Source organism: Pantoea ananatis LMG 2665 (assembly GCF_000710035.2).
GTDB lineage: Bacteria > Pseudomonadota > Gammaproteobacteria > Enterobacterales > Enterobacteriaceae > Pantoea > Pantoea ananatis.
In genome coordinates this window covers 587688-613983 of the sequence record NZ_JMJJ01000004.1, presented here as the reverse complement: position 1 = coordinate 613983, position 26296 = coordinate 587688, and the positions used below count along the sequence as shown (strand labels likewise).

26 protein-coding genes and 2 tRNA genes are annotated in these 26296 nt (G+C 52.6%); 13 read left to right on the top strand and 15 right to left on the bottom strand.

Going from position 1 to position 26296, the window contains the following annotated elements; translation table 11 throughout:
- Window positions 1–56: 56 nt before the first annotated feature.
- Both uvrC and uvrY read right to left on the bottom strand, forming a co-directional pair.
- Window positions 57–1889 (bottom strand): excinuclease ABC subunit UvrC, encoded by a 1833-nt coding sequence (gene uvrC / locus EL29_RS04665; RefSeq protein WP_013025304.1) that lies wholly within the window; start codon window positions 1887–1889, stop codon window positions 57–59.
- The gene (gene uvrY / locus EL29_RS04660; protein ID WP_028715001.1) at window positions 1882–2541 is read right to left on the bottom strand and encodes a UvrY/SirA/GacA family response regulator transcription factor; all 660 of its coding nucleotides are present in this window, start codon (window positions 2539–2541) and stop codon (window positions 1882–1884) included. The genes uvrC and uvrY overlap by 8 nt, the downstream gene beginning before the upstream one ends.
- Window positions 2542–2969: 428 nt before the next feature.
- Between uvrY and EL29_RS04655 the strand changes: the two genes are divergently transcribed.
- Window positions 2970–3194, top strand: coding sequence for a DUF2594 family protein (locus tag EL29_RS04655; RefSeq protein WP_013025302.1), 225 nt, complete (start codon window positions 2970–2972; stop codon window positions 3192–3194).
- Window positions 3195–3227: 33 nt separating this feature from the next.
- Here the strand turns inward: EL29_RS04655 and EL29_RS04650 are convergent, their stop codons facing one another.
- From EL29_RS04650 to EL29_RS04640, 3 genes are all read right to left on the bottom strand, one after another.
- Window positions 3228–3839 (bottom strand): acyl-homoserine-lactone synthase, encoded by a 612-nt coding sequence (locus EL29_RS04650; RefSeq protein WP_019106211.1) that lies wholly within the window; start codon window positions 3837–3839, stop codon window positions 3228–3230.
- Between the two features lie 122 nt (window positions 3840–3961).
- Window positions 3962–4684 (bottom strand): autoinducer binding domain-containing protein, encoded by a 723-nt coding sequence (locus tag EL29_RS04645; protein WP_013025300.1) that lies wholly within the window; start codon window positions 4682–4684, stop codon window positions 3962–3964.
- A 922-nt stretch (window positions 4685–5606) separates the two neighbouring features.
- Window positions 5607–6302, bottom strand: coding sequence for an extensin-like domain-containing protein (locus tag EL29_RS04640; protein WP_014593363.1), 696 nt, complete (start codon window positions 6300–6302; stop codon window positions 5607–5609).
- A gap of 284 nt (window positions 6303–6586) precedes the next feature.
- Between EL29_RS04640 and cycA the strand changes: the two genes are divergently transcribed.
- Window positions 6587–7978 carry a D-serine/D-alanine/glycine transporter gene (gene cycA / locus EL29_RS04635; protein WP_013025298.1) on the top strand — a complete coding sequence of 464 codons (1392 nt, stop codon included), beginning with the start codon at window positions 6587–6589 and terminating at the stop codon, window positions 7976–7978.
- A gap of 41 nt (window positions 7979–8019) precedes the next feature.
- Here cycA and EL29_RS04630 read toward each other — a convergent pair whose 3' ends face one another.
- The 3 genes from EL29_RS04630 to EL29_RS04620 all read right to left on the bottom strand — a co-directional run bounded on the left by EL29_RS04630 (window position 8020) and on the right by EL29_RS04620 (window position 10761).
- A complete protein-coding gene (locus tag EL29_RS04630; RefSeq protein ID WP_014606162.1) occupies window positions 8020–8994 on the bottom strand; it encodes a metal-dependent hydrolase in 975 nt (324 codons plus the stop codon).
- 47 nt (window positions 8995–9041) lie between these two features.
- Window positions 9042–9677, bottom strand: a complete 636-nt coding sequence (rutR, locus tag EL29_RS04625) for an HTH-type transcriptional regulator RutR (protein WP_014593360.1) — start codon at window positions 9675–9677, stop codon at window positions 9042–9044.
- A gap of 169 nt (window positions 9678–9846) precedes the next feature.
- Window positions 9847–10761, bottom strand: coding sequence for a DMT family transporter (locus tag EL29_RS04620; RefSeq protein ID WP_015700632.1), 915 nt, complete (start codon window positions 10759–10761; stop codon window positions 9847–9849).
- 506 nt (window positions 10762–11267) lie between these two features.
- Between EL29_RS04620 and wrbA the strand changes: the two genes are divergently transcribed.
- Genes wrbA through EL29_RS04605 form a run of 3 tightly spaced genes read left to right on the top strand, consistent with a single transcriptional unit; the run spans window position 11268 to window position 13556 of the window.
- Window positions 11268–11867, top strand: a complete 600-nt coding sequence (wrbA, locus tag EL29_RS04615; protein WP_013025294.1) for an NAD(P)H:quinone oxidoreductase — start codon at window positions 11268–11270, stop codon at window positions 11865–11867.
- 20 nt (window positions 11868–11887) lie between these two features.
- Window positions 11888–12118, top strand: coding sequence for a YccJ family protein (locus tag EL29_RS04610; RefSeq protein WP_013025293.1), 231 nt, complete (start codon window positions 11888–11890; stop codon window positions 12116–12118).
- A gap of 55 nt (window positions 12119–12173) precedes the next feature.
- The gene (locus tag EL29_RS04605; RefSeq protein ID WP_024470944.1) at window positions 12174–13556 is read left to right on the top strand and encodes an NAD-dependent succinate-semialdehyde dehydrogenase; all 1383 of its coding nucleotides are present in this window, start codon (window positions 12174–12176) and stop codon (window positions 13554–13556) included.
- Between the two features lie 60 nt (window positions 13557–13616).
- On the opposite strand, the gene agp is transcribed toward EL29_RS04605, so the two are convergent.
- From agp to EL29_RS04590, 3 genes are all read right to left on the bottom strand, one after another.
- Entirely contained in the window at window positions 13617–15254 is a 1638-nt protein-coding gene (agp, locus tag EL29_RS04600) for a bifunctional glucose-1-phosphatase/inositol phosphatase (protein WP_028715000.1), read from the bottom strand.
- 263 nt (window positions 15255–15517) lie between these two features.
- A tRNA-Ser gene (locus tag EL29_RS04595) sits at window positions 15518–15605 on the bottom strand.
- Window positions 15606–15677: 72 nt separating this feature from the next.
- Window positions 15678–15765, bottom strand: a tRNA-Ser gene (locus EL29_RS04590).
- A 221-nt stretch (window positions 15766–15986) separates the two neighbouring features.
- Between EL29_RS04590 and yccA the strand changes: the two genes are divergently transcribed.
- Window positions 15987–16643 carry an FtsH protease modulator YccA gene (gene yccA / locus EL29_RS04585; RefSeq protein WP_014606165.1) on the top strand — a complete coding sequence of 219 codons (657 nt, stop codon included), beginning with the start codon at window positions 15987–15989 and terminating at the stop codon, window positions 16641–16643.
- 103 nt (window positions 16644–16746) lie between these two features.
- Entirely contained in the window at window positions 16747–17073 is a 327-nt protein-coding gene (gene tusE, locus EL29_RS04580; RefSeq protein WP_013025289.1) for a sulfurtransferase TusE, read from the top strand.
- On the opposite strand, the gene yccX is transcribed toward tusE, so the two are convergent.
- On the bottom strand, window positions 17074–17352 hold the full coding sequence (yccX, locus tag EL29_RS04575) for an acylphosphatase (protein WP_019106205.1): 279 nt from the start codon (window positions 17350–17352) through the stop codon (window positions 17074–17076).
- Between the two features lie 82 nt (window positions 17353–17434).
- On the opposite strand from yccX, the gene rlmI reads away from it, so the two are divergent.
- Both rlmI and hspQ read left to right on the top strand, forming a co-directional pair.
- A complete protein-coding gene (gene rlmI, locus EL29_RS04570; RefSeq protein ID WP_013025287.1) occupies window positions 17435–18625 on the top strand; it encodes a 23S rRNA (cytosine(1962)-C(5))-methyltransferase RlmI in 1191 nt (396 codons plus the stop codon).
- Window positions 18626–18684: 59 nt separating this feature from the next.
- Window positions 18685–19002, top strand: coding sequence for a heat shock protein HspQ (gene hspQ, locus EL29_RS04565; protein ID WP_014606167.1), 318 nt, complete (start codon window positions 18685–18687; stop codon window positions 19000–19002).
- Window positions 19003–19035: 33 nt separating this feature from the next.
- On the opposite strand, the gene EL29_RS04560 is transcribed toward hspQ, so the two are convergent.
- Window positions 19036–19449 carry a CoA-binding protein gene (locus EL29_RS04560; RefSeq protein WP_013025285.1) on the bottom strand — a complete coding sequence of 138 codons (414 nt, stop codon included), beginning with the start codon at window positions 19447–19449 and terminating at the stop codon, window positions 19036–19038.
- 167 nt (window positions 19450–19616) lie between these two features.
- Between EL29_RS04560 and EL29_RS04555 the strand changes: the two genes are divergently transcribed.
- Together EL29_RS04555 and mgsA are read left to right on the top strand one after the other, a co-directional pair.
- A complete protein-coding gene (locus EL29_RS04555; RefSeq protein ID WP_019106204.1) occupies window positions 19617–20255 on the top strand; it encodes a YccT family protein in 639 nt (212 codons plus the stop codon).
- 68 nt (window positions 20256–20323) lie between these two features.
- Window positions 20324–20782, top strand: a complete 459-nt coding sequence (mgsA, locus tag EL29_RS04550; RefSeq protein ID WP_014606169.1) for a methylglyoxal synthase — start codon at window positions 20324–20326, stop codon at window positions 20780–20782.
- Window position 20783: 1 nt separating this feature from the next.
- Here the strand turns inward: mgsA and helD are convergent, their stop codons facing one another.
- Entirely contained in the window at window positions 20784–22838 is a 2055-nt protein-coding gene (helD, locus tag EL29_RS04545; RefSeq protein WP_026021042.1) for a DNA helicase IV, read from the bottom strand.
- 120 nt (window positions 22839–22958) lie between these two features.
- Here helD and EL29_RS04540 point away from each other — a divergent pair, with 120 nt between their 5' ends.
- Both EL29_RS04540 and yccS read left to right on the top strand, forming a co-directional pair.
- Window positions 22959–23402 (top strand): YccF domain-containing protein, encoded by a 444-nt coding sequence (locus EL29_RS04540; protein WP_014606171.1) that lies wholly within the window; start codon window positions 22959–22961, stop codon window positions 23400–23402.
- Window positions 23383–25530 (top strand): YccS family putative transporter, encoded by a 2148-nt coding sequence (gene yccS, locus EL29_RS04535; RefSeq protein WP_015700635.1) that lies wholly within the window; start codon window positions 23383–23385, stop codon window positions 25528–25530. Before EL29_RS04540 ends, yccS begins: the two co-directional genes overlap by 20 nt.
- Here the strand turns inward: yccS and EL29_RS04530 are convergent.
- Complete coding sequence (locus EL29_RS04530; protein WP_014593353.1) at window positions 25527–26153, bottom strand: TfoX/Sxy family DNA transformation protein; 627 nt, start codon at window positions 26151–26153, stop codon at window positions 25527–25529. The two genes, yccS and EL29_RS04530, sit on opposite strands and share 4 nt — an antisense overlap.
- Window positions 26154–26296 lie beyond the last annotated feature (143 nt).

The window sequence follows — 26296 nt, the reverse complement described above, 5'->3', positions numbered from 1 at the left end:
GTCTGGATTGGGTGGTGTTTAACGTATGTTCCTACATTGCCCACCCTGTTTCAATGCTAGTGTTTCAACGAGTAGTAGATTTTTTCCGCCAAAGCATGGGATATGCCAGGGACATTCGCGATCTCTTCCACCGATGCATTCATCAGCGGTTGCAGGCCCCCCATGTACTTAAGCAACTGCTGGCGTCGTTTTGGCCCCACACCTTCAATGCTTTCCAGAGCACTGGTATTTTTCACTTTGGCCCGCTTTTTACGGTGCCCTGAAATAGCATGATTGTGAGCATCATCACGAATATGCTGAATCACGTGCAGCGCTGGTGCATCAGGCGACAGGGAAATCCCCTCGCCCTCCGCCTCGAAAAACAGCGTTTCAAGACCGGCTTTGCGATCGGTGCCTTTTGCCACGCCCAGTAAAATGGGACGTGATTTATCCCAGCTCACGTCCAGTTCGGCAAAAACCTGCTTTGCCTGAGCCAGTTGGCCTTTACCGCCGTCGATCAAAATGACATCGGGGATCTTCTCTTCCTCAATCGCTTTTCCATAACGGCGACGCAGCACCTGATTCATCGCTGCATAATCATCACCAGGCGTGATGCCGGCAATGTTATAGCGGCGATAATCGGCACGGAGGGGACCGTTTTGATCGAACACGACACAGGACGCGATGGTCTGCTCTCCCATGGTATGGCTGATATCAAAACACTCCATCCGGGTGATTTTATCCAACTCCAGAAACTCGGCTAGCGCAGTGAGACGCTGATGAATGGTCGAGTGCTGAGACAGACGGGTTTTTAATGCCGAACCGGCATTGGTTCGTGCCAGTTTGAGATAGCGCGCGCGATCACCACGAGGTTTACTTTGAATATTCACCCGACGCCCGGCTAATTCGGTCAGCGACTCAGACAGCAGTTCGCGCTCAGGTAAGGTGAAATCCAGCAAAATTTCACCGGGCAGCGTCCGCATTTCGCTACCCTGCAAATAAAACTGCCCCACAAAGGTTTGCACGACTTCCGCCAGATCGGTATCGGCGGGCACCTTTGGAAAATAGCTTCGGCTTCCCAACACTTTACCCTGACGAATAAACAGCACGTGTAAACAGGCCATACCGGCATCGTAGGCCACGCCAATCACATCCAGGTCGTCGCCCTGATTAGACACAAACTGTTTTTCGGTGACGCGCCTGACGGCCTGGATCTGGTCGCGCAGGCGTGCCGCTTCTTCAAACCGCAGGGCATGGCTTGCATCTTCCATACGGCGGACCAGTAAATTCAGCACCTGATCATCCTTACCCGCCAGAAAAAGCCGCACGTAATCCGTTTGCTGTGCGTACTCTTCCTCACTCACCAGCCCGGCAACACAGGGACCAAGGCAGCGGCCAATCTGGTATTGCAGGCAGGGGCGCGTACGGTTGCGATACACGCTGTTCTCGCATTGACGGATAGGAAACACTTTTTGCAGCAGCGCCAGCGTTTCTCGTACCGCGTAGCCATTGGGGAACGGGCCGAAATATTCGCCTTTCGCGTGTTTCGCGCCCCGATGCATCGCCAGGCGAGGATGAACATCGCTGCTGAGAAAAATGTAGGGGTAGGATTTATCGTCGCGCAACAGAACGTTGTAGCGCGGTTGATAAAGCTTGATGTAATTGTGCTCAAGCAACAACGCTTCGGTTTCAGTATGGGTTACGGTGACATCGATGTGATGGATGTTACTCACCAGCGCTTCGGTTTTTCGGCTGCCAACGTTCGTACGAAAATAGCTCGTAAGCCGCTTTTTCAGATCTTTGGCTTTGCCGACATAGATAACCGTTCCGGAAGCGTCATACATCCGGTATACGCCGGGTTCACTGGTGACCGTACTCAGAAAGATTTTGGGATTAAAGAGGTCACTCACTACTTATTAACGGCTCCGCATTATACAGGCCATGTCTGATGGCCAGATGCGTTAACTCTACATCGCCACTGATATTCAGTTTGCTGAACATCCGGTAACGGTAGCTGTTAACGGTTTTAGGACTGAGATTAAGCTGCTCGGAAATTTCCGTCACCTTTTGCCCCTTGGTGATCATCAGCATAATCTGCAATTCCCTTTCCGACAAACAGCTGAAGGGAGATTCGGCTTTTTGTGGCTCAATCTGGCTAAGCGCCATTTGTTGAGCGATGTCCGATGCAATGTAGCGCTGCCCGGCGTTGACCGAGCGAATCGCGTTTACCACTTCCTGTGGCGCTGCGCCCTTACTGAGATAACCTGCGGCACAAGCCTGCATGACTTTTGCCGGCAGGGGGTTTTCAGTATGGATAGTCAGCATGATGATTTTGATATCAGGGTTGTAGCGCACGATTTTTCGCGTCGCCTCCAGCCCGCCGATGCCCGGCATGTTCATATCCATTAAAATGACATCAACCTGATTAGCACGGCACCACTTAACGGCATCTTCACCACAACAGGCTTCGCCAGCGATCACCAGACCTTTAATATCTTCGAGAATACGGCGGATACCGGCACGTACCAGTTCATGGTCATCGACAAGAAGGACAGTGATCAACGCGAAGCACTCCGCAGCTAATAAGAGGTAGCATTTAACGATTGCAAGCGGCAATCATACCCGTTTTTGCATTAAAAGCACATATACAAAGTCGTGGAAGGAGAGCTTTCAATGATTTATATCAATGCAAATCCTGGGTTATTGGAAAGCCCATCCCAAAAAACAGCTACTGCAATGGGATTTTTAAAAAAATAGTCTTTTCATGAAGTTAAAAAAAACATAACGTCTCAATTAATCATCTTCCTGACATTGCTGTCTGTTTTTTTGACCTGACCATTCCTGCACGTGATTAATAAATTTAACTGAACAAAGTCAGGCGGGAACGCCTGCTGTCGTGATGCACTCAGCAAGCGTAATCCCCTGTGGTATACTCTCGGATTGCTGTGCGTACCGAATAAGAGACGACGTTAACCACCAAGGAGAAATTCATGAGCGATGAAGATTTCGCGACCTCGCAGGAAACGCAAAAATTATCTGATGAAGTGGCTTGCCTGAAGATGATGATCACACTGATTCTGAAAGGAATGGGCCAGGCCGATGCGGGCAAAGTGATCATTAACATGGAACGCTACGTCAAAACCCTGGGCGACATGCCGCAGGCGGAAGTGTTCAGCAACACGATCAAGCAAATCAAAGCGGCTTATCGTCAGTAACGCTAAGATGCCCCCGTCACCGGGGGCATAAACTCAACCGTGCGGGTGCCAGTTAACCGAGACGCCCAATGAAGGCAGAACCTCCTCCGGGCTGAAGCGACGTGCACCACGGTATTTTTCTGCCAGTGCTGGCTGGCTGACGGGAATACGGATGGCAAACAGGTTATCTTCCGACTGAATCAGTCCGGGCGTTAAGGGCTGATAAACGACCTGATGCTGCTCGAACATCTTTTCCAGCATCGGCGTGGCCGAGCTGATAATAAATTCAATACCGCTAATTTCGGCCAGTTGAACAGCATGCCAGAGAATCGTAAGTGGCAACTCAGCATCGACCTCCAGCCGCGCTGAGAAACGCGACATTTCCCAGACTTTTTCGTGGTTGAACGGTAAAACGATACCTTCCGTTTGCTCGGGTTCAGTCCAGGGCATTAATCGCGCACAGCCACTGATACCATTGCGTACACTCCATGCGATCAACCAGGTTACATCAGAGCGATCAAAACGATCGTACTCTTGCCCAGGCGTGCTCAGACGCGGCGGAATCGACCAACCTTCACCCCGTGCAAACACGCTATAACGGTAACTGCCAAGCTCGGCAAGCAAGGAAGATGGCATATCCTTTAACTGCGTTTGAACTATTTTCATCATGCGCCTCTGACATCCCCATGTTTGCAATGATTTCTTTGCGCCTGCCCAGGAGCGCACTAGCGCAGGGTAGACAAGTGACCTCAACGAGGGAACTACTAAAGTTGGCAGTTGCTTTTCATTTAAATCAGTCCAATTGCTGCGGCGTAGCATGCAATTTGAGTTTTATTAGAAACATTAAAACGTTTTTTCATATTTTTTTGGTAAAAATTTACGGTGTGCTCAGAAATCGACAAAATAAGTGAAATTTCTTGTGACGTTTTGCCTTCAGCAGTCCATCTCAAAATTTCGAGCTCACGCTGACTAAAATCATTTCCCTGGACCATCAGTGCTTCATCATTCAGGCGTTCGAGTAAGGACAGGCTTTGCTCAGCCAAAAAATGCAGCTTTACCTCGAGCTCAACTCGCCGGCTGCCAGTAATAAAGGGACGCTTTGATCCTATAGATAATATACCAACGGCGCGATTTGATGCCATTGCAGAACACGAAAATCCGCTCAGGAGCCCAAAATTACACGCATCCTGCCACATTTCTTTTGCCGAGCTAAACAGCTCAGGCGTCCACTCAACCCCTTTTCCTGAGCGCAGGCAAAGCTGCAACACGGGATCGATCGCATAATAATTCTGCTCTTTATAACGTTTAATCCATAATTTAGGATAAGTGTCATGTAAATAAACACGTGGTCGGGTAAAAGGAACGCGGTGCTGGATAAAAAAAGCGAAATAATCGAAACCCAGTGACTGGATATAATCCTGCAGGAGCCCCTTTAATTGTTGGGTCGTCGCCAGTGCCTGAAAATGATTTTCAGTCTCAGTCCGCCAGGAAAAATAATCTTCACTTGTCATATTGCCTCAACTTCCACTACGTGCTTGATATCTTTGCATCAGAAATGAATTTACCCTGTGTCAGCACATCAAAAAAAGCTTTATTTTCATTTGGTTTTCAGGACCCGTTACGGGCAAAATGCCAAAACCAGGGATAAAAGAATGCTGCTGGCAATTCAGGCAACGCGTGATGGGCAGAATAATAGGATTTTTCTTATATTTTTTCAATCTTTAAACGCAGCCAGCATTGAAAAATAATACTAAAGAAGTTGCGGTCCGCAACTTATTATTTTCCTGGATGACCCATTTGATACCCGCAACGGGTCAATGTACACCTTTTATGCATCATCATTGCTGATTAAACGTTCAAGGCAAAGCCTAAAAAAGAACATGCTGCAGTATCGCTGACATCAAATGTGGCGTTATTCAAACCTCCGGGTAACATGATCTCTGCCGAAAACGCGTCCCTTACCGCGCCTGGCGCCCTACCCTTTTGGCTCTGCTCAAGCGTGATGCACGACCTTAAGTGAAACGCGTGACGCAAAGAGAATGTCTTTTCCCTGATAAGAAAGAAGCTGTTCATATTGTTGCCCCAGGATAAAATATCAGACATGAATTAACTTAACATATTGTCTGAGCGGGGGTAAAATACAGCCTGTAAAAAACAATCAATAACGTATTTAATAAGAAAAAAATATCACAATAAAATATCGGAATGTTAATAAAATTAAAACACGGCAACGACCTCAGAATTCATTATCCCACATGCATTAAATAACGTCTATTCGCTGCAAGGCACAACGCCACACATAAAAAAGGTTGCATACCCGGATATAATGTTAATAAAAAAATCGAAGCCTGAAAAACCGAAATAGTCGCATATTTTTTATGCTGGATAATAAGAAATAAAAACCCCGTAATTACCCTCAGCGCTGTCCTGTTACTATCTGCAATAACCTGCCCCACGCATGCCAAAATGAAAATGTGTTGCATGCGCAGTATTATAATCCGGCCCAAGCGCATTACCAAAAAAGTGACAACCTGTTCGCCACAATCCGTGAAGTAATAGCGCTTTCTCTTCAGGTTGCTGCCAGTGTTGACTGACCACCAGCCGCTGACCATTGGCCAGACGATAGGCCGTTATATCCCAGGCGTCAGCAGTGGCATGTTCGCTTAGTCGCCCCTGAGTTCGGTGATAGATATTACGACAGGCATAACTGCCAACATGCTCAATGCCCACCAGCCGGGTGCCCGACTGCTGAAGAATCTGCTGACTGCTGTGAACCACATACAGGGTGGCCGCAACGGCCATGGGACAGCTGGCCAGAAAGCTGCTGCTGAGTGATACTGCGCCCATTTTTTGCACTCTCAGCGGCTGAGCTAGCGGACACTGGCCGGCGATGGCTGGTTGCTGGCTGAAACTCACCCGTCCCGCCTGCTCTGCCCGACGCATGACGTCAAGACAGGCGGCAGGATCATTTTGCAGACGCTTGATTTTCAGCCGCGTCATCCAGCCTGGCGGATCGGTCACCGACAGAGGCGTGAACGGATTAAACTGCGGGGGTAAGTGCTGTTTCAGCCAGGGCAAACTCATCCACCCCAGTCCGGTCATGATAATAAGCAGGACAAGCGTGCGCATAATGCCTCTGATGTGAAACAACCAATAATGAGGAAGTGTAGAAGCGCCGTGCGTTGTCTGCCCCGGAGATAACACAAGGTGATGAAATATTACCTAATCTGACGTAAAAACCGCCTGCTGGAAGCAAAAATGCTCTTTTGATGAGTATGTTGTCTGATATTGTTAAAAAATGATTACCGTTTTTATCCTTACTTCCTCTATCTTATGCCCAATTGTTTCAGACACTCAGTCATCCTCAACAGCCATCAGAGCTGACACAACATCAAGACAGGAAAGACAATTTCATGGTTGATCACTCTCACCACACGCAGAGCCCGCAAGGCTCAGACACATTGCGGCGTAATCTGCATAACCGGCATATCCAGCTCATCGCTATCGGCGGCGCTATCGGAACGGGTCTGTTTATGGGCTCGGGAAAAACCATTAGTCTGGCCGGCCCGTCCATCATTTTCGTCTATATGATCATCGGCTTTATGCTGTTTTTCGTCATGCGCGCAATGGGCGAATTGCTGCTGTCGAATCTGGAATACAAATCCTTTAGCGATTTTGCGGCCGACTTACTTGGGCCGTGGGCGGGCTACTTCACTGGTTGGACATACTGGTTCTGTTGGGTGGTCACCGGTATCGCCGACGTGGTGGCTATCAGCGCCTACTTCCAGCTCTGGTTTCCAGGGTTCTCCATCTGGATGAGTGCGCTGTTGTGCGTCTTTGTCTTTTTGGCGTTGAATATCGCCACGGTGAAGATGTTTGGTGAGATGGAATTCTGGTTCGCCATCATCAAAATTGTGGCGATTGTCGCCTTAATTGTGACCGGAATCGTGTTGGTTTCACTCCACTATCCTTCTCCCGGTGGCGGTACCGCAGCCCTGAGTAATATCTGGGATCACGGCGGTATGTTTCCCAAAGGACTGAGCGGATTTTTTGCCGGGTTTCAGATCGCTGTGTTTGCCTTTGTCGGCATTGAGCTGGTCGGTACGGCCGCCGCCGAAACACAGGATCCGCACAAGGTCTTACCGCGCGCCATTAACGCGATTCCCTTGCGCGTCATTATGTTTTATGTCCTGGCACTGATGGTAATCATGTCTGTCACGCCCTGGACAGAAGTGATGGCCGATCGCAGTCCGTTCGTTGAGATGTTTGTTTTAATTGGTCTTCCGGCGGCGGCAAGTATCGTGAACTTCGTGGTATTAACATCTGCCGCCTCATCGGCTAACAGCGGCATTTTCTCGACTAGTCGCATGCTGTATGGCTTATCACAGCAGGGCGTTGCCAGTCGGGCTTTTGGGCGGTTATCTGCGCGCGCCGTTCCCACGACCGGCCTGTTCTTCTCCTGCTTCTGTTTGCTGTGCGGCGTAGCGCTGATTTACCTGATTCCGGATGTGATGACCGTCTTTACTCTGGTCACCACGGTTTCGGCCATTCTGTTTATGTTCGTCTGGACCATCATCCTGTGCAGCTATCTGGCCTATCGCAAAAAATTTCCGGAACGCCATGCGGCATCTAACTTTAAAATGCCGTTGGGTAAATTCATGTGTTGGGTTTGTATGGCCTTCTTCGTGTTTATTCTCGTCCTGCTCACGCTACAGGAGGATACACGTCAGGCATTAATGGTGACGCCATTATGGTTTATCCTGCTGGCCATCGGCTGGCAGCTGCGTAAACGCACGCGCCGTTAATCCCCAGCATGAAGAAAGCCCGACAAAAGTCGGGCTTTTTTTTATAACTGCTCAGCAATATGGCTGAACGTGCGCTTCAACGTGCGCCCGGCGGACGGGAGGCGCTGCGGCCGGGCATCCGGACGCTGTGCCGTTCCCAAACCAAAGGTGAAGGTGTAGCGGTCATCGTCGCCCATACGCAAATCGGCGATGGTGACCTGTCCATCGCGCTCACTCATGGCATAAAAGCCGTGGCTGAACCACGCAATGCGCTCGGCAAACCAGTTCCCCTTGAATGATGCAAATAATTCAGGATGACGGGGCCGCCAGGTCACCGTAACGGGACGCCGCGGCGACAGCAAAGACCAGTAAGCTTCCCCATAACGATCGGGCGTGATAATGACGCTACGCCAGACAAGGGTATTTAGCGCCGTGGGCGTGACCAGCACCTTGTTTGTTGCAATGCCCTGCTGTTCAAGTGACTGTTTGATCTGCCCGTCCGCGACCTGCTGAATCAGCACGCTCCAGACGAGATAGGCCGAGCTCAATGCCAGTCCCGCGCGGTTCCAGCGCAATCCCCGATCGCTGCGACGCCACAACGCCACCGCTAAGCCAACGAGCAGCGGTAAGGTATAAAGCGGATCGACAATATATATGCTGCCGATCGCGTAAGGATGATCGGTAAGCGGTAATCCCAGTTGCGTGCCATATACCGTCATCAGATCGAGAAGAGGATGGGTGATCAGCGCCAGCCAGATGGCGGGCCACCAGGCCGTCCATGCTGGCCCGGCACGACAAAGCCGTGCAACCAGCCAGGCCACTAAGGGGGAAAGCAGCGTCAGATAAAGCAGCGCATGGCTTTCGGTTCGGTGCAGCGTCATATTGCGGATAGCATCACCGTGATCGAGAAAGACATCAAGATCCGGCAACGTTCCACAGGCCGCGCCGATAATGGCGGCCTGCCAGGCCGGAACACGGCGGCCCATCACCGCCAGGGTTACTGACGCGCCCAGTACGCATTGTGAAACAGAATCCATCAGCCCGCTCCAGTGTTTATTCCTGTATTCAGTATGGCCTTGTTCTTTTAACGCACCCGAATACCTTCAATAATAATGCGCTGAACGTTCTCTACCGTTTCTTCAAAAAACAGCGGATTAGTGAGCCTGTTTCCCGTAATGGCTTCAACCTGACTGGCAAAATCGGCGTAGTGCTGCGTGGTTGCCCAGAGCATAAAAATCAGGTGTTGGGGCTGAATACCCGCCAGCCGTCCTTCGGCTATCCAGCGCTGTATAATCGCTGTTTTATCATCCATAAGTTGTTTTAAATCCCCCGCCAGTTCACCTTTCAACAGGGGCGCCCCCTGGAGCATTTCCAGGCAAAACAGCCTTGATGCCTGCGGATGGTCCCGCGAGACTTCAAGTTTTAGGCGGATATAGTGCCGAATGGCTCTCAAAGGATCCTGATCGTGGCTCAGTGCACGCAGGGGCGCCAGCCAGACATCCAGGATCTCTTTCAACACAGCAATATAGAGCGCTTCTTTGGAAGGATAGTAGTACAGCAAATTCGTTTTAGAGACACCGGCGCGGTCAGCGACTTTTTCCAGCCGCGTACCGTGGATGCCAAACTGGGAAAAAAAGCTCAGCGCGGCCTCCAGAATAGCAGCCCGTTTGGCAGCGACGGCCACTGAGCGGCGCGTGGGCACTGATTGTTCCTTTTTCATAGGGTTCCCCTCGCCTGACACTGTGTATCACAGCAAGCTCATGAATTTGCCACGTGATAACAGTGAAGGTTTAAACGCTGCGGTAATGTCAGTAACACGCACAACGACAACATCTCTCTCAGAACAGGCGCAATAACCGACTCGCGCCTTCGCGTCATCCTTTCGACCTTCATTCGTCCCGCGAAGAGGCTGAGGGTATCGCTTTGCGGCGCTTCAGACGCAGTTCACTGATAATCACGCCGCAGACGATAAAAGCGCCACCAAGTATCGCGGCTGCCGGCAAACGTTCGCCGGCGATGCGCCCGACCACGCCCGCCCATACCGGCTCTCCGGCGTAAATAACCGTTGCCCGCGTGGGCGACACGCTGCGTTGTGCCCAGTTCATCGTCACCTGGATAAGCGCACTGGCGGCACCCAGACCTAATGCGCTGAGCAATAACGGCGTCGACAGGGCAGGCAACGTTTCCCCGTTGGGAAGCATAAAGCAGAAGGCACAGAGTGAAGCGACGGTAAGCTGTATAAAGGTCACACGACGAACATCAACATGACCGGCAAAGCGGCTGATAAGAATAATTTCGCCCGCAATCGCCAGGGTACTGATAAGCGTGGCAATCTCACCCTGATTGAGCACCACCCTTCCGTCCTGCGGCCCCGCAACCAGTATTAAGCCGCAAAACGCCAGTAAGATACCCAGCCATGCCATTAACGGAGGTGGACGCCGCAGGAACAGCCATTGTAAAAGCGGCACAACCGGAACGTATAAGGCGGTCAGAAAGGCCGACTGGCTGCTGGAGATGGTCTGCATTCCCCATGTCTGCAGACCGTAACCCGCGGCAATGGTCAGGCCGATAAGCGTTCCCGCTTTTATTTCAGTCCAGCTGATTGCGGCAAGGTAACGGCGAAAAAAGAGCGCCAGCAGGATGGCCGCAGTGGCAAACCGCAACCCAACAAAGAAAAACGGGCCTGAGTGCTGCATCGCCCGATGTACCACTAAAAACGTCCCGCCCCAGATCATCGTAATGAAAATAAGTACCCATTCCTGACGCGTTATACGCACGGTCAGTCTGCGCGTCGTAGTCGACATAGTTCACCTGCCTGATTGATTCAGGCGCTATTGTGATCGGCGATGCCGGGTAATGCAATGTCACTCGCCGACGCGCTGACCCTGAAGACGAATAAAACGCGCTGCCGCCATCGGTAATGGGCCACTTTACCTTTCCGCACGAGATGAATCCGGTCAGGCGCGGCATCATGTCTTACCGCTTCCGTTGCACGCCGTAGCATCTTTCATTGAGCCGCCTTTGTAAACGGACAGGCTTTGATGAGTCATATTCCAGGAAGGATGCGCGACGACATGTTGCAACCCCCCGAATTAAATAACTTTCAGGCTTTCAGGGCTTTCAGGGCTTTCAGGCAGAAATTTACATTTAGAAACAGAGTAAACGCTAAGAATCGCCCTGGAATTAGAATATTAACCCCAACAAAACCCCATTCTCAGCGTTTTTTAAGCCGTTAGGCCGAGTGCGTGCCAGCAGTTGTTCAAAGCTCTTCTATACTTTTGGGTGTGTTGAATAACCCCCGGAGAGACCAATGGCCAAGATTCTGGTGCTGTACTATTCAATGTATGGACATGTTGAAACCATGGCTAACGCCGTGGCAGAGGGCGCCCGCAAGGTACCGGGTGCGCAGGTAGACGTGATGCGCATTCCTGAGACTATGGACGCTGACCGCTTTGCAGACGTTGGCGGTAAAACGCAACAGTCCGCGCCTGAAGCCACGCCTGAGATATTGCCGCAATACGATGCCATTATTGTCGGCACACCTACCCGTTTCGGTAATATGTCCGGTCAGATGCGTACGTTTTGGGACCGCACAGGCGGCCTGTGGGCATCCGGCGCGCTGTACGGCAAAATCGCCAGCGTCTTTGCCTCAACGGGTACAGGCGGCGGCCAGGAGCAAACCATTACCTCCGTCTGGACCACCCTCGCCCATCACGGCATGGTTATCGTTCCGATCGGCTACGGCACGAAAGAGATGTTTGACATTTCTCAGGTGCGGGGCGGCACGCCTTATGGCGCAACCACGCTGGCAGGAGGAGATGGCTCACGTCAGCCTACGGAAGAAGAATTGATCATCGCCCGTTTTCAGGGTGAACACGTTGCCGGACTGGCAGCAAAACTTAAGGATTAAACGCCCGGAAGGAGATCGTTATGTCGAATAGTCAGGCAAAAGCCCACCATGTTGGCGAATGGGCCAGCTTACGTCACACCTCACCTGAAATTGCCGAGGCCATTTTCGAAGTCGCCAATTATGACGAACGCCTTGCTGAAGAAATCTGGCGGCAACAGGGCAGTGACGACGTATTAATCCGTGCATTTGAAAAAACCAACCAGGATGTCCTTACCTGGGACGACAAAACGGTAGAACGAAAGAACGTTTAGCAGCATGGCGGGCTATCCCGCCATGCTTTTTTTATCGCTGACCAAGGAGCACTCTATGTCTTCCTATCAAAGCATCAACCCTGCAAACAACCAGTTAATGAAAAGCTGGCCTTCCCACGACAGCGCGGCGGTAAGTCATGCGCTGGAAACGGCCGACCGCCTCTATCATTCAGACTGGAGTAAAGGCGACATCCAGCCACGCCTCCAGGTGCTGAAAAAACTGGCTGATCTGATTGATGACCGTGCGGAAGAACTGGCTGCCATTGCCAGTAAAGAAATGGGCAAGCTAATAGGCCAAAGCCGCGGTGAAGTGCAGATCTGTTCCCAGATTGCGCGGTACTATGCCGAGCATGCGGAGCGCATTCTTAAGCCACAACCTTATGACAGTGAACTGGGCGAAGCCTGGGTTGAATATCATCCTATCGGTGTGCTGGTGGCGGTTGAGCCCTGGAACTTCCCGTATTATCAGCTAATGCGCGTGCTGGCACCCAACCTGGCGCTGGGAAACCCTGTACTGGCCAAGCATGCCAACATTGTCCCGCATTGTGCTGACGTATTCGAGAAGTTGGTCAGAGAAGCCGGCGCACCCGAAGGGGCCTGGACTAACCTGTTCATTTCTACCGATCAGGTGGCGGAACTGATTGCCGACGATCGTGTTCAGGGCGTAGCACTGACCGGATCCGAACGTGCCGGAAGTGCTGTCGCAGAACAGGCTGGTAAGCATCTGAAAAAATCGACGCTGGAACTGGGCGGCAACGATGTCTTCGTGGTAACTGAGGACGCCGACCTGGATGAAGCCGTACGCCAGGGCGTGCAGGCGCGTCTGAGCAACTGCGGTCAGGTTTGTACGGCCGCTAAGCGCTTTATCCTGAATGAGAAAATTGCGGATACCTTTATCGATAAGTTCAGCGCGGCAATGAATGCCGCAACGTTGGGCGATCCGCTGGATGAAAAAACCACGCTCGGTCCCCTTTCCTCCGCCGACGCACGCGATCGTCTGGTAAAACAGGTTGATGAGGCAGTGGCGAAAGGTGCCCGTCTGATCACCGGCGGTAAAGCCGTGGCAGGCGTGGGCTGCTTCTATCAGCCCACGGTCCTGACCCACATCACGCGCGACAATCCTGCTTACTTTGAGGAGTTCTTTGGCCCCGTCGCGCAAATGTACGTGGTGGCTAACGACGCAGAAGCGGTGGCGCTGGCCAATGATTCGCACTATGGGCTAGGCGGTTCGGTGTGGACACAGGACATTGCGCGTGGCCGCAAGCTGGCATCGGCGATCGAAACCGGCATGGTCTTTATTAACTCGCAAAGCGATACCTCGGCTGAGCTGCCGTTTGGCGGCGTTAAACGTTCGGGCTATGGACGTGAACTGTCCGATCTCGGCATTAAAGAGTTTGCTAACCAGAAGCTGGTGGTCGTTGCAGGCCAGGCCGGTTGATTCCGGCAATAAAAAAACCCCGTCTCGACGGGGTTTTTTCTTTTCAGGTACTGTGCAGGATCAGTTGGCGGTAGCGGGTTGCTTCGCCTCACCGGTTTCAGCTTTGGTCTGCGCATTACTGCCAGGCGCATTGCTGCTGCCAGCCGGGGCCGCACTGCTGTCGGCCTTAGCCTTCTCATCAGCCGCTTTTTGCGCGGCAGCCTTATCTGCTTTGGCCTTTTCGTCTGCGGCTTTCTGCGCAGCCGCCTTGTCAGCATTAGCCTTTTCTTCAACCGCTTTATCCGCTTTGGCCTTCTCATCAGCCGCTTTCTGCGCGGCGGCTTTGTCGGCGGCCGCCTTATCAGCATCCGCCTTTTGCGCCGCATCGCCCGCCGTGGCCGCTTTCGCGTCCTCAGGTTTCGCCGCAGTCGCAGGCTGTGCCGGCTGGGCTTCCGCAGCAGGTTGCAGCGCCGTACCCTGTAGTGCGCTGTTCAGCACCTGGGCAAACTGATCCCAGCTGCAGTATCCGTTAGCGTCTGTCGGGCAACCCGCCAGTTGAAGCGTAACGCGCTTAGGCGGCTTCTTAAGGCTCAGAACCTCTGCATCGCGCAGTTGATCGGCGGTCTGATAAACGTATTCGATTTTAAGCAGATCTTTATTGTTTTTCGCATCGTGCCAGCGTTCAAACACCACCTGACCGCCGATTGGCGTTTTTTCGTAGGTCTCAGGTAAGTCATAAGGCTTAACCTGTAACGCACTCAGCAGTGACGCAATGTTGGAGTCATGCCCGACCATCAGCGTAACTTTAGGTGAGTCTGACTTTTCCTGATCGATCAGCTGGCTGCGAATGTAGTCCACAAGTGGCGCGGCAACATCGCGTGCAACCTCAGGCGTGGTAAACAGCGTGTCCTGATAGCCATTTTTAATGGCGGATAGTGCCTGCCACTGTTCAGGGGTTTTGATTTGTCCCCAGGCGACCTGATCCAGCGGGAAGCCTTCATAATATTGCAGCGTAAAGGCATCCATTAGCGAATTGCCCACTTTTAGTGGCCCGTTCACGCCGGGTTCTTTACCGTTTTCAACGATAAAGGTGTTCTGGCCATTGCTCAAATCGCACTGCTTTTTGTTATTACAGGCAGGAGAGGATTTGTAGTCAACAATCTTCTCGAGCCGCTGAAAAGCGGGTTTCAGTGACAGCTTTTCGTTGGCAGCGGTCATTCCGGCCAGCGCTTTCTTGATGAATTCTTCGTTCCCGTCTGTAATAACCGGATTAAATACCGGATCCATGCTGCCCATTTCATCCTGGTGAGTCACAGCAATGTCACAGCCCGGGAAGGCACCATTTACGAAGAACTGAGCCGTTGCCACGGTACGCTGCAGGCTGTTGGCGTAGACAAAGACGCTGTTGCTGTCCGGACAAACGCCATTTTTTACCAGCCCCTGCTGAGCAAGCCACTGACGGGTATAGTTACCCATGTACACTTCCAGCACGCCGCCTTTAGTGGTCAGCTGTCCACCCGGCACATCCCACTCCGGCCAGGTTTTTTTGGTGGATTGCGCCAGCACGCTGCCGTTATCCGCAAGCGGTGCACGCAGGTTATGGCGGCTGAACATTAACACCTGCTGTAACTGCATATCGTTGTCAGCGGCCTGTGCCAGCGTTCCAATCGGTAATGCAGCAAGTACCGACAATGCGCAAAGACTCAGTTTCTTGATCATTGTGCCTATTCCATTCATTCAGTAAAAAAACACTCTGGCTATCAACCGATTAGCTCGCATCAGAGCGACGTGGCGAATAGTGTAACTCAGCTTGCCCCTGAAAAGCGCCAGGCAACAGCAAAAACAATTAATGGACTATAGCAGAGATGCCAGATGCCGTTCAAAACCGCGCAGTCCGCTGAAAAGCAGGAAGAATTTTAAACGGGCGTGAGAAGAGAAAACAAAACGAAACAGGCCAGCACACTGTGCTGGCCTGTAAAATGTGGCGGAGGAAGAGAGATTCGAACTCTCGGATGGTTTCCCATCGGCGGTTTTCAAGACCGCTGCCTTAAGCCGCTCGGCCATCCCTCCGGGTTGTAACACTACTGCAAAGGCAAGATGATATTATGCTGTCTTGCCTCTTCATGCCTGCTGGCAATGAAGTGGCGGAGGAGGAGAGATTCGAACTCTCGGATGGTTTCCCATCGGCGGTTTTCAAGACCGCTGCCTTAAGCCGCTCGGCCACCCCTCCGCAATGACGCGCACTATAAACATCCCCTCTGGAGATGTAAAGCCTGCGATAATCCGTTCGCGTGAAAAACAGCCAAATTCGCGTTATTCGTTGGCTAAATCGCCATTCTGCTCAAAGAATTAACACCTTAACGCGTAAAGAAGGGTAAAACGGCTTTTCCCTCTTTATAGGGCTGCGTATTCTCAGAGCATATTTGGTGTTCTGCCTTACAGGAGCGCAACATGGACAGAATAGTTTCTTCATCATCGCGACAGTCATTACTCAGCACGCACAAAGTGCTGCGTAACACCTATTTTCTGCTGGGCCTGACGCTCGCCTTCTCAGCGGTGACCGCCACGGCAAGTACACTTCTGGCATTACCGGCACCCGGTTTAATTTTGATGCTGGTGGGCTTCTACGGTCTGATGTTTCTGACCTATCGCCTGGCTGACAGCCCAATGGGGATTTTAGCCGCCTTCGCCTTTACGGGCTTTTTGGGTTACTGCCTGGGGCCAATCTTAAGTTCTTTCCTGACGGCAGGAATGGGCGATGTGATCGCGTTGGCGTTAGGCGGTACAGCGCTGGTGTTCTTCTGCTGCTCCGCCTATGTGCTGACAACAGGTCGTGACATGTCATTCCTGGGCGGCATGATGATGGCGGGCTTCGTGGTGTTACTGGTGGCCGTGGTGGCTAACCTGTTCCTGCAGTTGCCTGCTCTTCACCTGGCGATTAGCGCCCTGTTTATCCTGTTCTCTGCTGGCGCCATTCTGTGGGAAACCAGCAACATTATTCATGGCGGCGAAACTAACTATATTCGTGCCACAGTAAGCCTGTATGTTTCCCTGTATAACATCTTTGTTAGCCTGTTAAGCATCCTGGGTTTTTCCCGCAGTAATTAATCGACGCCGCTGGCGCGATACGAACCCCGCTCAGGCGGGGTTTTTGCTTTTTCTGCGGTGCCATTTTGCTAAACTGCAGCCCGAATGATAATGAGGACGCGTTATGAACTATAAGGGTGACGAAATAGCTGTGGATGCCGAAGGCTATTTGAAAAACCACCAGGACTGGAGCGAGGAGCTGGCACAGCAGATTGCTGACAACGAGGCCATCGTAATGACGGAAGCCCACTGGGAAGTCGTGCGCTTTGTCCGTGACTTTTACCTGGAATTTAATACTTCTCCCGCCGTACGTATGCTGGTGAAGGCGATGGCGAAAAAGTATGGCGAAGAGAAAGGTAACAGCCGCTACCTGTTTCGGCTGTTTCCTGAAGGGCCCGCCAAACAGGCGACAAAAATTGCTGGCCTGCCCAAGCCTGCCAAATGTCTTTAATTAACCGGTGGTAAAGCTGCGGGGGAAGTCGCCGGGCTGATGCGGCTCCAGCAGCACCTTTTCCACATGGGCCGTGCGCGGCCCACCGGCTTTTAACCATGCGATTAACGCCTCGACCTGCTCTGCCTCACCGCAGGCGAGCACCTCAACCCGGCCATCATCAAGATTACGCGCATAACCCTGCACACCGAGCGCGTTGGCTTTCGCCTGTGTGCTGTAGCGAAAACCCACGCCCTGCACGGTGCCCTGCACCAAGGCTTTGTAACACATGCTCGCCATGGTCCTCTCCCGCTGTTCGTTGCAATTTGCCGTTATCCACTGGACAATAGCGCCTCATTTTTTCAGGTAAGCATAGCAAACTATGACAGTTCGATTGATTCTCGCCAAGGGACGTGAAAAGTCCCTGCTCCGTCGTCATCCCTGGGTTTTCTCTGGGGCCGTCGCCCGCCTTGAAGGGAAAGCCCAACAAGGGGAAACCATTGATGTTTGTGACAGCAACGGTAAATGGCTGGCGCGTGCCGCTTATTCACCTCAGTCACAAATTCGCGCTCGCGTCTGGAGCTGGCAGCAGGACGAATCTGTCGATATCGCTTTTTTTGTCCGCCGTTTTCAGCAGGCACAAATCTGGCGCGACTGGCTGGCTGCACGCGACGGCCTGGACAGCTATCGTCTGATTGCCGGGGAGTCCGACGGCCTGCCAGGCGTGACTATCGATCGCTTTGGTCAGTTTCTGGTGCTGCAACTGCTGTCTGCCGGCGCGGAGTATCAGCGGCCCGCCATTATCTCCGCCTTGCAGCAGTGTTTTCCGGATTGCGCTATCTACGATCGCTCAGATGTCGCAGTACGTAAAAAAGAAGGTCTGGAACTGACCCAGGGAACCGTAACCGGTGAACAGCCTCCCGCGCTATTGCCGATCACAGAGCACGATATGAAGCTGCTGGTAGATATCCAGGGCGGACATAAAACGGGCTACTACCTTGATCAGCGAGACAGCCGCTATGCCACACGCCGCTATGCCAAAGACGCGCGCGTGCTGAACTGCTTTTCTTATACCGGAGGCTTTGCCGTTTCGGCATTGATCGGCGGCTGTAAAGAAGTGATTAGCGTTGATACGTCGCAGGATGCCCTGGATGTGGCACGTCAAAACGTCGAACTGAACGGTTTAGATCTGTCCCGTGCCCGGTTTCAGCGCGATGACGTCTTTAAGCTACTCCGCCGCTACCGCGATGAGGGTGAGAAATTCGATCTGATCATTATGGATCCGCCCAAATTTGTTGAGAACAAAAGCCAGCTGATGGGCGCCTGCCGTGGCTATAAAGACATTAACATGCTGGCCATTCAGTTGCTGAATCCAGGCGGGATGTTACTGACCTTCTCCTGTTCAGGCTTGATGGCAACAGACCTGTTCCAGAAAATTATTGCGGATGCCGCGCTGGATGCAGGCCGTGACGTCCAGTTCGTTGAGCAATTCCGCCAGGCTGCCGATCATCCTGTGATCGCCACCTACCCCGAAGGTCTTTACCTGAAAGGTTTTGCCTGTCGCGTCATGTAACTTGAAAAAACTGTCTTTGCCCCCATCTCTTATGCAGGACAGTTTTTTCGGAGGTCATCATGATTGCCAGTAAATTTGGTATTGGTCAGCAGGTTCGTCATCGGTTATCCGGCGTGCTGGGTGTGATTGTCGATGTCGATCCTGAATATGCGTTAGATGAGCCACAGCTGGACGAGATCGGGGCAACTGACACGTTGCGCAGCGCGCCCTGGTATCACGTGGTCATGGAAGATGAAGAAGGCAGTCAGGTCCATACCTACGTCGCCGAAATTCAACTTGCCGGTGAAACCAGCCCTGAACATCCAGAGCAACCCTCTATGGATGAACTGGCCGCATCGGTACGTCAGCAGCTCCAGGCACCGCATTTGCGTCACTAACAGTGGGCGGCAATCTGTTTGCCGCCGCTATTGTTATTGCCCCATTCCCAGTCGCGGGATTTCAATTTTCGGGCAGCGATCCATCACGACCGTCATGCCCGCATCCTGCGCCAGCACGGCAGCCTGCTCATTAATCACGCCCAACTGTAACCAGAGCGTATCCGCACCGACCGCAATGGCTTCCTGCGCGACGCCCCATGCCGCTTCCGAATTGCGGAACACATCGACCATGTCAATTTTTCCGGGGACTTCTGCCAGCGAACCATACGCGGTTTGTCCCAGCAGAGTCTGACCTGCAAGCTTAGGACTGACCGGAATCACTTCATAACCCTGATCGAGCAAATACTTCATTACCCCATAGCTGGGGCGTTCGGGGCGATCGCTGGCGCCTACCAACGCAATACGTTTTGTGCGGGTCAATACGTCGCGAATAGTCTGATCATTCATGGGCTTCTCCTTTCTGTCTGCTCTTCATTGTAGTTGAGCCTTTACACACTCGCGGGGCGTTGCAAATACATATTGTGCCGCTTCGCTGGAATAAATATGTATAATTGTAAACTTAATGCCATAATGTAAGAATTTGCTACATCCATTCATTTTTAACCGGAGTCGAAATGAAGCTGTCAATGGCTGTAACGGGGTTCATTGCTCTCCTCGTTTCGGCATCCTGCTCTGCTATTACCCTAAAGCTTGATCCTCAAATCACGTTGCTGGTTTTGGACGGTCGCAAGATCTCCGGCTCACTGCTGAAAGGGGCTGACAGTTTAGAGCTGGATCGGGGTCAACATCAGTTCCTGTTTCGGGTGGAACAACCGCCTGGTGACAGCAAAACTCCTTCTCAGTACTATCAGTCTGTGCCGATGATCGTGACATTCACCGCCAAAGCCAGGAGCATCGCTATCCGCCTGCCTCCGCTCAGCAATTCACGAGAAAGACATAACTTTGACCGTTCACTGGCGTTCAGGCTGGTTGATGAAAAGGGTAAAGAGGTCTTTAGCGTGCGCGATCGCCTGCCGGTTACGGCTGGTGCGGATGTTGAAAAAGCGATGGTCAGTTACAATCGTATGGGCTTAGCGGCTTCGGTGCCTCAGTTCGCCAATCTCACCACCCCTTCCCCATCAGCACAACTTACTGCCGATCTTGCCTGGTCGGTTGAAACTACTACGCCGTCAATTCAGCACTGGTTTCAGCGTTTCGATGAGGCCACTCGTCAACAGTTCATCAATCTGGTCAAAATGCTGCGGGCAAGTTGATAGTGTGAAATGGCGCAGGGTAAACTGCTGCAACGGGCGTTTTTGCTCCTTTGCATCAGGATGCTGTTATGGAATACACCTTACGTACGCTTGGAAAACAAAAACATATCGCGCTGGTCGCTCATGACCACTGCAAAGACTCTCTGCTGGATTGGGTGACGCGTAATCAACCCGCGCTGGAATCTCATATTCTTTATGCGACAGGCACGACAGGCAATCTCATCAATCGTCACACCGGCCTGAACGTAAATGCAATGCTGAGTGGCCCAATGGGCGGAGACCAACAGGTTGGTGCATTTATTGCCGAGGGCAAAATTGATGCGCTAATCTTTTTTTGGGATCCGCTAAATGCGGTTCCTCATGATCCTGACGTCAAAGCGCTGCTTCGTCTGGCGACGGTCTGGAATATCCCGGTCGCCACCAACCGGGCGACCGCCGATTTTATCATTCAGTCGCCGCTGTTTGATCAGCCCGTCGATGTCCGTATTCCGGATTATGCACGTTATCTTGCCGATCGCCTGAAATAACTCAGGCTTTACGCAGCACCGGCACGTCCAGCTCGCGGAAGGTCTCGACAAAGACCGAAGGTTGCTGCTTATCAAACAGCAACCAGACCTGCTGGCGTGCGCGGGTTAACGCAACATAGGCCAGCCGCCGCTCTTCCGCATCCGGAAACGCTTCGGGCTGAGGCAGCAAGCCTTCCTCAATGATGGACTCGCGCTGCGCCGCCGGAAAGCCTTCTTTACCTTGCTGAAGCCCCAGCAGAATGACGTAATCTGCCTGCTGGCCCTTACTGGCATGAATGGTCAGAAAATCGATGTTTAATTTTGGCCAGCGGGTTTTGGCTTTATCCAGCACGTCAGGACGCAAATAGTGGTAACGTGCCAGTATCAGCACCCGCTCGTGGGGTTTTGCGTAGCCACTCAGCTTATTCAGCAACGGCTCCAACTGATCCTGCGGTAACAGGGCAATGGATTTTTTATTGCCCTTAACCAGGCTGTTTAAGGGTTTGCGCAGCTGATGCGGATTCTGCTGGATGAAGCGATTTGCGACTTCACCAATCCGATCGTTAAAGCGATAGGTCGTGTCCAGCACGCAGCGATCGCCCTCACCAAAATAGTGATGAAATGCCGTTGTGAGGCTCATTTCAGCCCCGCTGAAGCGGTAGATCGCCTGCCAGTCATCGCCAACAGCAAACAGCGTAGTGCGCTTGTTTTGCTGGCGCAGGGCGCTGAGCAAGGCTGCACGCTGGGGCGAAATATCCTGAAATTCATCGACCAGAATATGCTTCCATGGGCTGATAAAACGCCCCTTTTCCAGGATCGCTACGGCCTGATGAATCAGCCCTGAAAAATCGACGGCGCCCTCTTCCTTGAGTGCGCTTTTCCAGGCCTTCAGCAGCGGTGCCATCAGCTTGATGCGTTTACTGAACAGCTCACGTAGCGCCTCAGGAACGCCGTCGATCATGGCGGCCTGTGCACCACCGTGCATGCGCATCAGGCTTAACCAGCGTTCAAGCCGCGGTGCCAGACGCTCAGCCAGGCGATCGTCCTGCCAGAAAGGCCCCTCGCCGACCTCCCACGCCAGTTCATCACGCAGCCATTGCCGCCAGCCATTCGCCTGGGCTTTCTTTTCATGGCATTGCTGACGCCAGTTGTCGATCAATAATGCCCGGCGCGCGGCGGCGTCGCTTTCCAGTTTACTGATGACAGGCTGTTTATTACTGCCTTCGCGGATAATGTGCAGGGCCAGAGAATGAAAAGTACGTGCCTGCATATCCGTTGCCTGTAGCCTGCTCTGGATACGGTCGTTCATCTCTTCAGCAGCATGACGGCCAAAGGCTAACAGCAGAATCTGATCGGCGCTGGCGAGTCGGCGTTGTAATAACCAGCCCGCCCGGGCGACCAGCACAGAGGTTTTGCCACTGCCCGCGCCCGCCAGTACCAGCACCGCATCCTCACCGTTTACCACGGCTTCAGCCTGAGATCCGTTAAGCGGCGTGGACTCAACCGTGGCGAAGAAATCCTGATAACGCGTGAGCATCGCAGCAGTCCAGTCGCGGTTACGCTGACGGATTGCGGCCTCGCCCTGTTGCAGCCAGTGTTGGCAAAATGCCCAATTTTCCCGACAGGACTCAAAATCGTTGATGCGTGACAGCGGGAGTGGCAAGGCATCAAACTGCTTGAGAATTTGATCGTTAATCGCCTGCAGCTCACTGCGTTTTAACCAGCGGTCCTGCTCACTGAACCCGTTAATTTCAGCACGAAGGCCCTGCAGAACCGAGGCACACACGTCACTCATCTCATGGCTCCAGTCCTGCCATGCCTGCATCAGATAATGATAAAAACGTTGTGTCTCCTGCCATTCAGTGCCATGCAAACGCACAACCTTATTGTCCGCCAGCAGAAACTCGAGCTCTCCCCAGACCATGCCACGCTTACAGGTAATGTCCGACAACTGGTTAAAGGGAATCAGATATTCGTGTTTATCACCACTGACTTCAACACCAGCGGTCAACAGGCGAACACGATTGTAAGGATGCTGGGCAAGCCGTTTGCCCATGGATGTTGCTTTAAGTTCCACGCCGACACCAACGACCGAGATAAAGAGTAATCGGAGTTTACCTGTCAGACTCTTGACGCTCCAGCCTTAAAACACGCTAAACTGCGACATATCTTGCGGAGTGCAAAAGGAAAAGCGGTTATGCGCACTGTTTTAAATATTCTTAATTTTGTATTGGGTGGCTTCTTCACCACGCTCAGTTGGCTGTTCGCGACACTGATCAGCATTGTGCTGATCTTTACCCTGCCGTTGACGCGTTCATGCTGGGAAATCACCAAACTCTCGTTTCTTCCGTTCGGCAATGAGGCGGTGCACGTGGATGTGCTGCGTCCCGACAGCAAAAGTCACATCATGAACACCGGCGGCACCTTCCTGAATATTTTCTGGCTGATTTTCTTCGGCTGGTGGCTCTGCCTGTCCCACATCTCTGTCGGTATTGTGCAGTGTGTCAGCATCATTGGTATTCCGGTGGGAATCGCGAATTTCAAGATTGCGGCTATTGCACTGTGGCCGGTCGGCCGTCGGGTTGTCTCTGTGGAAGAGGCGCGTGCCGCGCGTGATGCCAATGCCCGCCGCCGCTATTAGTATTCTGTCCGGATGGCGTAAGTATCTTTTTAACAGCACCTGGCGTTACCTGCTGCGGATTCTGTTCGCCTTAACCGGCTGTGCAGCAGTGCCCTGGGTGCTGCAGCAGATTGAATGGACCATTCCCCTCACGCTTGGGGTGGTCGCCGCCGCGCTGGCCGATCTGGATGATCGACTGGCGGGACGTTTAAAAAATCTGCTGATTACCCTGTTGTGTTTTTGCGTTGCGTCGGTTTCAGTGGAACTGCTCTTTCCCCATCCGCTGGCCTTTATTATCGGTTTAGCGATCTCCACCTGGGGTTTTATTTTGCTGGGCGCCCTCGGGCAGCGCTATGCGACCATTGCTTTCGGCGCCTTGCTGATTGCCGTTTACACCATGTTGGGCATCGGACTGTTTTCCCAGTGGTATCTGCAGCCCATCCTGCTGCTGGTCGGCGCGCTCTGGTATAACCTGCTGACGCTGTTGGGCCACGTCATGTTTCCCGTTCGCCCGGTTCAGGAGCAGCTGGCAGCCAGTTTCTCGCAGTTAGCGCAATACCTGGACGCCAAAGCTAACCTGTTTGATCCGGACGCCGATGCGCAGGATGATGCCACGTTTGTTGAGGCGGCAATGGTGAACAGCCAGCTGGTCGCCCAGCTTAATCTGACCAAAACCACACTGCAAAGCCGCTTACGCGGCGACAGGGGCTCACGTGGTACCCGACGCAGTCTGCACTACTATTTTGTTGCTCAGGATATCCACGAACGCGCCAGCTCTTCTCATCTCCAGTATCATTTACTGCGCGGCAACTGGCGCTATAACGAAATTCTGTTCCGCTTTCAGCGCCTGCTGAATATGCAGGCTCAGGCCTGTCGGCAACTGGCCCGGTCTGTTTTACTGCGCGAACGCTGGGAACATGACAGTCGTTTTGAGCGTGTTTTTGAACGCTTACATAATGCGATTCAACGCCTTGAAGATAGCCATCCGGATGCCACGCATACCCGGGCCCTGTTTTGGTTATTACGTAATCTGCAGGCGATTGATGCGCAACTGGCTTCTCTCGAATCTGAGCAGGCACTGGCCGACGATCCGCAGCACAGCGACAACATGCTGTCACGTGAAGAGATCAGCGGCTGGAGCGACATCAAGCTGCGCTTCAGCCGCCACCTGACGCCCTCTTCGGCCCTGTTCCGTCATGCTGTCAGAATGTCAGTGGTAATGTGCACCGGGTACGGATTCATTCAGGTTACCGGTCTGGAACGAGGCTACTGGATTCTGTTAACCAGCTTGTTCGTTTGCCAGCCCAACTACAGCGCGACCCAGCGCAGGCTGGCACTGCGCATCGGCGGCACGCTGGCTGGCATTGCCATTGGGTTGCCTCTGCTGTGGCTGGTGCCCTCAGTAGAAGGCCAGCTGTTTCTGATTGTCGTGACGGGCGTACTCTTCTTTGCTTTCCGCCAGGTGCAATACGCGCATGCCACCTTGTTTATCACCCTGCTGGTTCTGCTCTGTTTTAATCTGCTGGGTGAGGGATTTGAGGTCGCGCTGCCGCGGGTAGTGGACACCTTACTGGGCTGTGCGCTGGCCTGGCTCGCCGTGAGCTTTATCTGGCCTGACTGGCGTTTTCGTCAGCTTCCGGCCGTTGCCACTCGCACGCTTAATGCCAACTGCCGTTATCTTGATGCGATCATGGAGCAGTACCATCAGGGCAAAGACAATCGTCTTGCTTATCGTATTGCGCGACGTGACGCCCACAACGCCGATGCTGAGCTGGCATCGGTGGTATCAAATATGAGCAGCGAACCCCGTACCAGCACTAAGCTCAGGGAGTCGGCATTTCAGTTACTCTGCCTGAATCACTCCTTCCTGAGCTATATCTCCGCTCTGGGCGCTCATCGCGACAAAGTGACCCAACCAGCCCTGCTGGCCCTGCTCGACGATACAGTATGTTATGTTGAAGATGTGCTGCAGACGGATGTCGTCAGCGACAGCCGGGCAGAGAAAATGCGTATTGAGCTGGTGCAGCGCATCGCGCAACTGACCGCCGAGCCCGATCCGCGTGCGCCGCTGGTTTTGCAACAGTTGGGCTTGCTGGTTGCCCTGATGCCCGACATTGCGCGCCTGCGACGCTCGCTGGACAGGCGCTAACGGCCTTTTTCTTTACATTCCGGCGTACTGAGTGCGGCCTGATACCATTCGCCTAACTCGGTTTTAATGGTTTGTGGCAGCGCCGCATGATGATGGCCGGAAATCGCCCCTTCAAGCGCTAATAAGGTTTTAAGGCCGAGGTGTTGATTATTGCGCCGCAGCCTTAACCAGCACTGCCTGGCCCCCGTTTCACGCAGATGTTTGACGGTACAAATACCTATCTCATGCAGCATCATTTCCAGTCGCAGGCTGACGTTTGGTAAGTCTTTTAACCGCACCTTACCCAGCCGCTCATTGTGCTCACGTTGGGCGGTCTGCAGAGACGCAGCAGAAAGGCGAACCAGATGCTCCGGATGCGCCCACAGGCGATCGTCTACCTTAAAATAGTTGAGGCTTACCGCAATACCCCGCTTATGGAATGTCAAGGGTTCCAGCGGCTGCTTTGCCCCATATTCCCGTAATGCTTCACTGGCACGTAAGTAGAGTTCGTCTTCTTTTACCAGCGCAAAAACCACGCGCTCAACAGCCAGTGCGTAGCCACCGAACTGGGTACGGGATTCAATTTTGCCCAGCGGTGCCAACTGCTGTATTGAGCGTAAAATTATCCGCTTCTGTTTCTTCATTTCATCACCTCCTTGTAACAAAAGCCTGCTAAAAATCTTACTATTCAGGAAGTTAGAAGATAATTAAATTCAGTTAGAGGTTCAATGAATAAATCCGTTAAAAGACAAGCTGATGCAAATTTTGCGAGGCGTTTTCAGAAATT

What these genes read in the sequence shown, in the direction of transcription:
- cycA (WP_013025298.1), top strand. Translation starts at nt 6,587, where the DNA reads ATGGTTGATCACTCTCACCACACGCAGAGCCCGCAAGGCTCAGACACA.
- hspQ (WP_014606167.1), top strand. Translation starts at nt 18,685, where the DNA reads ATGATTGCCAGTAAATTTGGTATTGGTCAGCAGGTTCGTCATCGGTTA.
- yccS (WP_015700635.1), top strand. Translation starts at nt 23,383, where the DNA reads ATGCCCGCCGCCGCTATTAGTATTCTGTCCGGATGGCGTAAGTATCTT.
- EL29_RS04555 (WP_019106204.1), top strand. Translation starts at nt 19,617, where the DNA reads ATGAAGCTGTCAATGGCTGTAACGGGGTTCATTGCTCTCCTCGTTTCG.
- EL29_RS04560 (WP_013025285.1), bottom strand. Translation starts at nt 19,449, where the DNA reads ATGAATGATCAGACTATTCGCGACGTATTGACCCGCACAAAACGTATT.
- EL29_RS04645 (WP_013025300.1), bottom strand. Translation starts at nt 4,684, where the DNA reads ATGACAAGTGAAGATTATTTTTCCTGGCGGACTGAGACTGAAAATCAT.
- EL29_RS04605 (WP_024470944.1), top strand. Translation starts at nt 12,174, where the DNA reads ATGTCTTCCTATCAAAGCATCAACCCTGCAAACAACCAGTTAATGAAA.
- EL29_RS04650 (WP_019106211.1), bottom strand. Translation starts at nt 3,839, where the DNA reads ATGAAAATAGTTCAAACGCAGTTAAAGGATATGCCATCTTCCTTGCTT.
- EL29_RS04540 (WP_014606171.1), top strand. Translation starts at nt 22,959, where the DNA reads ATGCGCACTGTTTTAAATATTCTTAATTTTGTATTGGGTGGCTTCTTC.
- yccA (WP_014606165.1), top strand. Translation starts at nt 15,987, where the DNA reads ATGGACAGAATAGTTTCTTCATCATCGCGACAGTCATTACTCAGCACG.
- EL29_RS04620 (WP_015700632.1), bottom strand. Translation starts at nt 10,761, where the DNA reads ATGTCGACTACGACGCGCAGACTGACCGTGCGTATAACGCGTCAGGAA.
- rlmI (WP_013025287.1), top strand. Translation starts at nt 17,435, where the DNA reads ATGACAGTTCGATTGATTCTCGCCAAGGGACGTGAAAAGTCCCTGCTC.
- tusE (WP_013025289.1), top strand. Translation starts at nt 16,747, where the DNA reads ATGAACTATAAGGGTGACGAAATAGCTGTGGATGCCGAAGGCTATTTG.
- mgsA (WP_014606169.1), top strand. Translation starts at nt 20,324, where the DNA reads ATGGAATACACCTTACGTACGCTTGGAAAACAAAAACATATCGCGCTG.
- EL29_RS04610 (WP_013025293.1), top strand. Translation starts at nt 11,888, where the DNA reads ATGTCGAATAGTCAGGCAAAAGCCCACCATGTTGGCGAATGGGCCAGC.
- EL29_RS04530 (WP_014593353.1), bottom strand. Translation starts at nt 26,153, where the DNA reads ATGAAGAAACAGAAGCGGATAATTTTACGCTCAATACAGCAGTTGGCA.
- wrbA (WP_013025294.1), top strand. Translation starts at nt 11,268, where the DNA reads ATGGCCAAGATTCTGGTGCTGTACTATTCAATGTATGGACATGTTGAA.
- EL29_RS04630 (WP_014606162.1), bottom strand. Translation starts at nt 8,994, where the DNA reads ATGGATTCTGTTTCACAATGCGTACTGGGCGCGTCAGTAACCCTGGCG.
- yccX (WP_019106205.1), bottom strand. Translation starts at nt 17,352, where the DNA reads ATGGCGAGCATGTGTTACAAAGCCTTGGTGCAGGGCACCGTGCAGGGC.
- EL29_RS04640 (WP_014593363.1), bottom strand. Translation starts at nt 6,302, where the DNA reads ATGCGCACGCTTGTCCTGCTTATTATCATGACCGGACTGGGGTGGATG.
- EL29_RS04655 (WP_013025302.1), top strand. Translation starts at nt 2,970, where the DNA reads ATGAGCGATGAAGATTTCGCGACCTCGCAGGAAACGCAAAAATTATCT.
- agp (WP_028715000.1), bottom strand. Translation starts at nt 15,254, where the DNA reads ATGATCAAGAAACTGAGTCTTTGCGCATTGTCGGTACTTGCTGCATTA.
- rutR (WP_014593360.1), bottom strand. Translation starts at nt 9,677, where the DNA reads ATGAAAAAGGAACAATCAGTGCCCACGCGCCGCTCAGTGGCCGTCGCT.